This window comes from Candidatus Marivariicella framensis, assembly GCF_982709265.1.
Genome location: NZ_CEXPNT010000045.1, coordinates 1 through 4,455, shown reverse-complemented (window position 1 = coordinate 4,455; position 4,455 = coordinate 1). Strand labels below are relative to the sequence as shown.

At 31.0% G+C, this 4,455-nt stretch carries 4 protein-coding genes; all 4 read left to right on the top strand.

All coding sequences use genetic code 11. The features are described 5' to 3' along the window. Positions 1–732: hypothetical protein (locus AC34EU_RS08705; protein WP_489696221.1), on the top strand; the 732-nt coding region annotated here is incomplete at its 5' end. Positions 733–801: 69 nt separating this feature from the next. Then, complete coding sequence (locus AC34EU_RS08700) at positions 802–870, top strand: BspA family leucine-rich repeat surface protein (RefSeq protein ID WP_487534665.1); 69 nt, start codon at positions 802–804, stop codon at positions 868–870. Positions 871–950: 80 nt separating this feature from the next. Beyond that, positions 951–3,884 (top strand): M16 family metallopeptidase, encoded by a 2,934-nt coding sequence (locus tag AC34EU_RS08695; RefSeq protein WP_487534663.1) that lies wholly within the window; start codon positions 951–953, stop codon positions 3,882–3,884. A gap of 84 nt (positions 3,885–3,968) precedes the next feature. Then, positions 3,969–4,343 carry a hypothetical protein gene (locus tag AC34EU_RS08690; RefSeq protein ID WP_487534662.1) on the top strand — a complete coding sequence of 125 codons (375 nt, stop codon included), beginning with the start codon at positions 3,969–3,971 and terminating at the stop codon, positions 4,341–4,343. The last annotated feature ends 112 nt before the right edge of the window (positions 4,344–4,455 follow it).

The following is a 4,455-nucleotide window of genomic DNA, read 5'->3' as shown; positions in this document are numbered from 1 at the left end:
CCACAAAGTCAGACAGTTACATCGACCAATTCGATTACTAATGTTGTATATACATATTCAACAAATTATACAGGCCCTGTTAATGCACAGGCTAGTAATTTACCACCTGGAATAAGTTTGTCTCTAGCTAACAATGTAGCTACACTATCTGGAACAGCTACAACCTCTGGAACTTATAACTACAGTATAAGTGTTTCAGTAGGATCAACTAACCAGACAGTACAAGGAACAATTACTGTTAATGAGGGTCCCCAATATGGAAGTTCTGCTGTTGATCAATATAATGCAACAGGAGGTTGGGGAGCCGGAGGATCATCACAGTGGCAATCTTTCACAGTAGGTGTAAAGGGTAAATTAACAGCAGTTCAGTGGCTTATGAGTAATCCTGTTTCAGGATCTACTGAGGGACAAGATGTCACTTTTAAAGTTTATTCGGGAGAAGGAGATGGAGGAACACTTCTTGCCACAAGTTCAGGACTTACGACTCCCCCTGATAAGGATGAAAATGGAAATTGGGCACCACATGAATATGTAAGTTTTGATGTAAGTAGTTATAATATATTAGTTGATGTTAATGAGGTTTATACAATGAAAATTTCTATTGGAGCTCAGGATGTTGGATTCCTTAATTTAAACCTAAACAATGTTTATACTAGAGGAAGAGGAAGTCATGCAGGTAATGCAAATTCAGATTATCTTTTTAAAACATTTGTTGCCCCTCAGACTAATTAATTATATATTTCATCATTCTTCCATCTCATCCAGAAGTAGCTTCTAATAACTAATTCTTCTTTGGTCTTGATGTTTCAAAGAGCAACACCATTTAATCAAGATATAGGAAGCTGGAATACATTTAGTGTGACTGATTAAGTATATCTTCTTCAGTAAGCCTAATTTTTATAATTAAGTTTGAGGGTTTTATCTATATTCACAAATTATAAATCAACATAATGAAAAAATTACTTCTTCTACCACTATTTGTTTCATTTGTTATTTCATGTAAAAATGAAGTACACAAAACCTTAACGAACACCTCTAATGGTTATACTTATGAATATGTGACAAATGATCCCACAGAAACTCGTGTATACACATTAAATAACGGACTAAAAGTCTACTTAAGTAATTTTGAAAATGCTCCTAGAGTTCATGTTTTTACAGCTGTCAAAGCAGGAGGGAAGAATGATCCTGAAAATAATACTGGTTTAGCCCATTATTTGGAACACATAATGTTTAAGGGAAACAAGCACTTTGGAACCTTAAATTATGAAAAGGAAAAACCTTTATTAGATTCAATAGAAAATTTATTTAATGATTATGCAAATACTTCAGATCCGAAAGCTCGTGCACAATATTATGAAAAAATTGATGCTATTTCTAACAAAGCTGCAAAACTAGTCATACCAAATGAATATGATAAAATGATATCCATAATGGGTGGAAAAAAACTAAATGCATATACTACTGAAGATCGAACAGTATATACAGTTGACATCCCTTCTAACGAAATGGAACGTTTTTTAACCCTCGAAGGGTTAAGGTTTAAACATATTGTAAGTCGATTGTTTCATACTGAATTAGAAGCTGTATATGAAGAAAAAAACAGAACATTAGATAGTGATAATCAAAAACAAAATTTCGCCTTATATCAAAGTTTATTTCCAAGTCATCCCTATGGAAAACAATCTGTAATTGGAACTATTGATCATTTAAAAAACCCTTCTATTACAGAAATTAAAAACTATTTTAGCACTTATTATCGACCAAATAATGTTGCAATATGTATGAGTGGAGAGTTAGATTTTGAAAAAACTATTACTTTAATTGATAAACATTTTGGAGACTGGAAACCTAATCCAGATATTCCAATTCTAGAAAACGAGTCACAACCTGAAATAAAAGAGCCTATTGAAGTAGATGTTTTAGGTCCTGAAAGTGAATCAGTTGCTATGGGTTTCAGGTTTGATAGTAAATCAAGTACTGATTTAATGTATTTAAGTTTGATAGACATGTTGCTCTCTAACAATACAGCTGGGTTGATAGATTTAAATTTAGTACAGGAACAAAAAGTGCTGGGAGCGTATTCATATATTAATTCAATGGATGACTATTCGATTCATACACTCAGGGGAACTCCTAAAGAAGATCAATCTTTAGAAGAGGTGAAAGCTCTTCTTTTGGGAGAAATCGAAAACATCAAAAAGGGAAATTTTGAAAACTGGCTTATTGAATCAGCTATTAATGACCTTAAAAAAAGTGTTATGGAGCAAGATGATTCTGATAATGCAAATTATTTCAGAGCCAATAACATGGTCATGGCTTTTACTCGAAATAAAAAGTGGATTGATCAGGTTACTTATTTTAATCAACTATCCAAAATTAATAAGAAAGATATAATTGATTTTGCAAATTCTAATTATCATAACAATTATGCTGTTGTTTATAAGCGAAATGGTAAAGATCTAAATACAAAAAAAATAGTCAAGCCTAAAATCACCAAAGTTCAATTAAACCGTGAAGATAAATCTCTATTACAAGAAAGTCTAAGCAATATGAAATTGAAAAAACTTAAACCTAAGTTTGTAGATTTTAATACTGACTTTGATAAATATACAATAGGTGATATTGATGTTTTTTCGAAAACAAATATTGATAATGATTTATTCACCCTAGTCTATGCTTTTGATTTTGGATTTAACTTAGACCCCTTGATATCATTCGCCTCTAGCTTTATGGATTATATTGGAACTACAATATACAGCCCAGAGGAATTTAAGCAAGAGCTTTACAAGTTGGGTGCTAGTATAAGTTTTTATTCTACAGAAAATCAAATATTCCTTAACCTTAGTGGTTTGAGTGAAAATATGCTTCCCTCAATTGAGCTTTTTGAAAAAGTATTACAAAATCCTGTTGGCTCTCAAAAGTCTTTGGATAAACTGTTAGAGCGAATTATGAAGTATCGTTCAGATTTGAAAACAAATAAAAATCAAATTTTAAGGTCACAGCTGGTTTCTTATTCAACATATGGTAAGGATAATCCTAGCATAGGTATAAGCAATGAAGATCTAAAAAAAATTAAATCAAACGATCTAATTAAATGGATTAAAAATCTTTCAAATTATCCACATCGTATTTTATATTATGGGAACAAAACACAAGAAGAACTGACAGATATAATAATAACAAATCATAAAACTCCCAAAATATTTAATAAAGTCAGTGATTTAAAAAATTATACTGAAATTGATTATACTGAAAAGCAGGTTTTTTGGGCTCATTTTGATATGGTACAAACAGAAATCATCTTATTGTCTAAATTGGATTTATTAGACAATTCAAAAGCAGCAGCCATTCGAATGTTTAATCAATATTTTGGAAGTGGAATGGAAAGTATTGTTTTTCAAGAAATTAGAGAAGCTCAGGGGTTGGCTTATTCAGTATTTTCCTCATATAGTGAGTCGTCAGAAGCGGATAAGGCCGATTATTTATATTCATATATAGGAATTCAGTCAGATAAACAAGAAGAAGCTTTGTATTCTATGTTTGATTTAATTCATAATTTACCAGAGTCGCCTCAAGCTTTTGAGGTTGCAAAACAAGCCATTCTAAATAAAATTGAAAGTGAGCGCATTACCAAAAGAAATGTTCTTGAAAATTACTTAGTAGCTGAAAAAAAAGGAATAAATTTTGATATTCGTGAGCAAATTTATAATGAAGTAAAAACAATGAAAATTGAAGATCTTTCAGCTTTTCATAAAAACCACATTAAAGATAAACCTCACAATATTTTATTGATAGGAAATCGTAATAATATTAATTTTGATAACCTAAAGCAATACGGAAAAGTTCAGGAGCTTTCTTTAGAAACTTTATTTGGCTATTAAACTAACCCAATCTAGAGGTATATTGTTTTTATAAAGTTTAAGAATTTATTATCTTAATATATTATTAATCATAAATCAATTGAAATGAATTCAAAAACATTATTTACTATTTGCGCGGTTTACAATGTGATTGTAGGCTTGATGTTATATTTTATGGCAGAACAAATTGCTTTGCAAAGTGGAGCTGAAGCGCTAAGTCTTGAAACTGCTGCTGGAGGAAACATGAATACCGGTACTGCTTTTTTAGGTCTTGGAATATTAACTTTTATGATACGAGGCATACAGGGCTCTGACGCAAAAAATGGATTGATTGGATGGGGAATAGGAGGTTCTGTAATCATATTAGAGTTAATATATAGAATGACTACAAATGACAATTTTCATCCACCATTATATTTTTTAATATCAGGAGCTATGGTTATAGCAGTTTCTTTTTATGGTTCTACAAGAGCTAAATAACTCCTAGTGTATGAGGATCATACTTTTCTTGCACAAAAGCTTGATCCTTTTTCAAATCACAGGCATATCTTGTTCAGTATGTTCAGGTATTTTTAATTGATTACATTTGACG

Coding starts and splice junctions, on each gene's coding strand:
- AC34EU_RS08695 (WP_487534663.1), top strand. CDS start 951: ATGAAAAAATTACTTCTTCTACCACTATTTGTTTCATTTGTTATTTCA.
- AC34EU_RS08690 (WP_487534662.1), top strand. CDS start 3,969: ATGAATTCAAAAACATTATTTACTATTTGCGCGGTTTACAATGTGATT.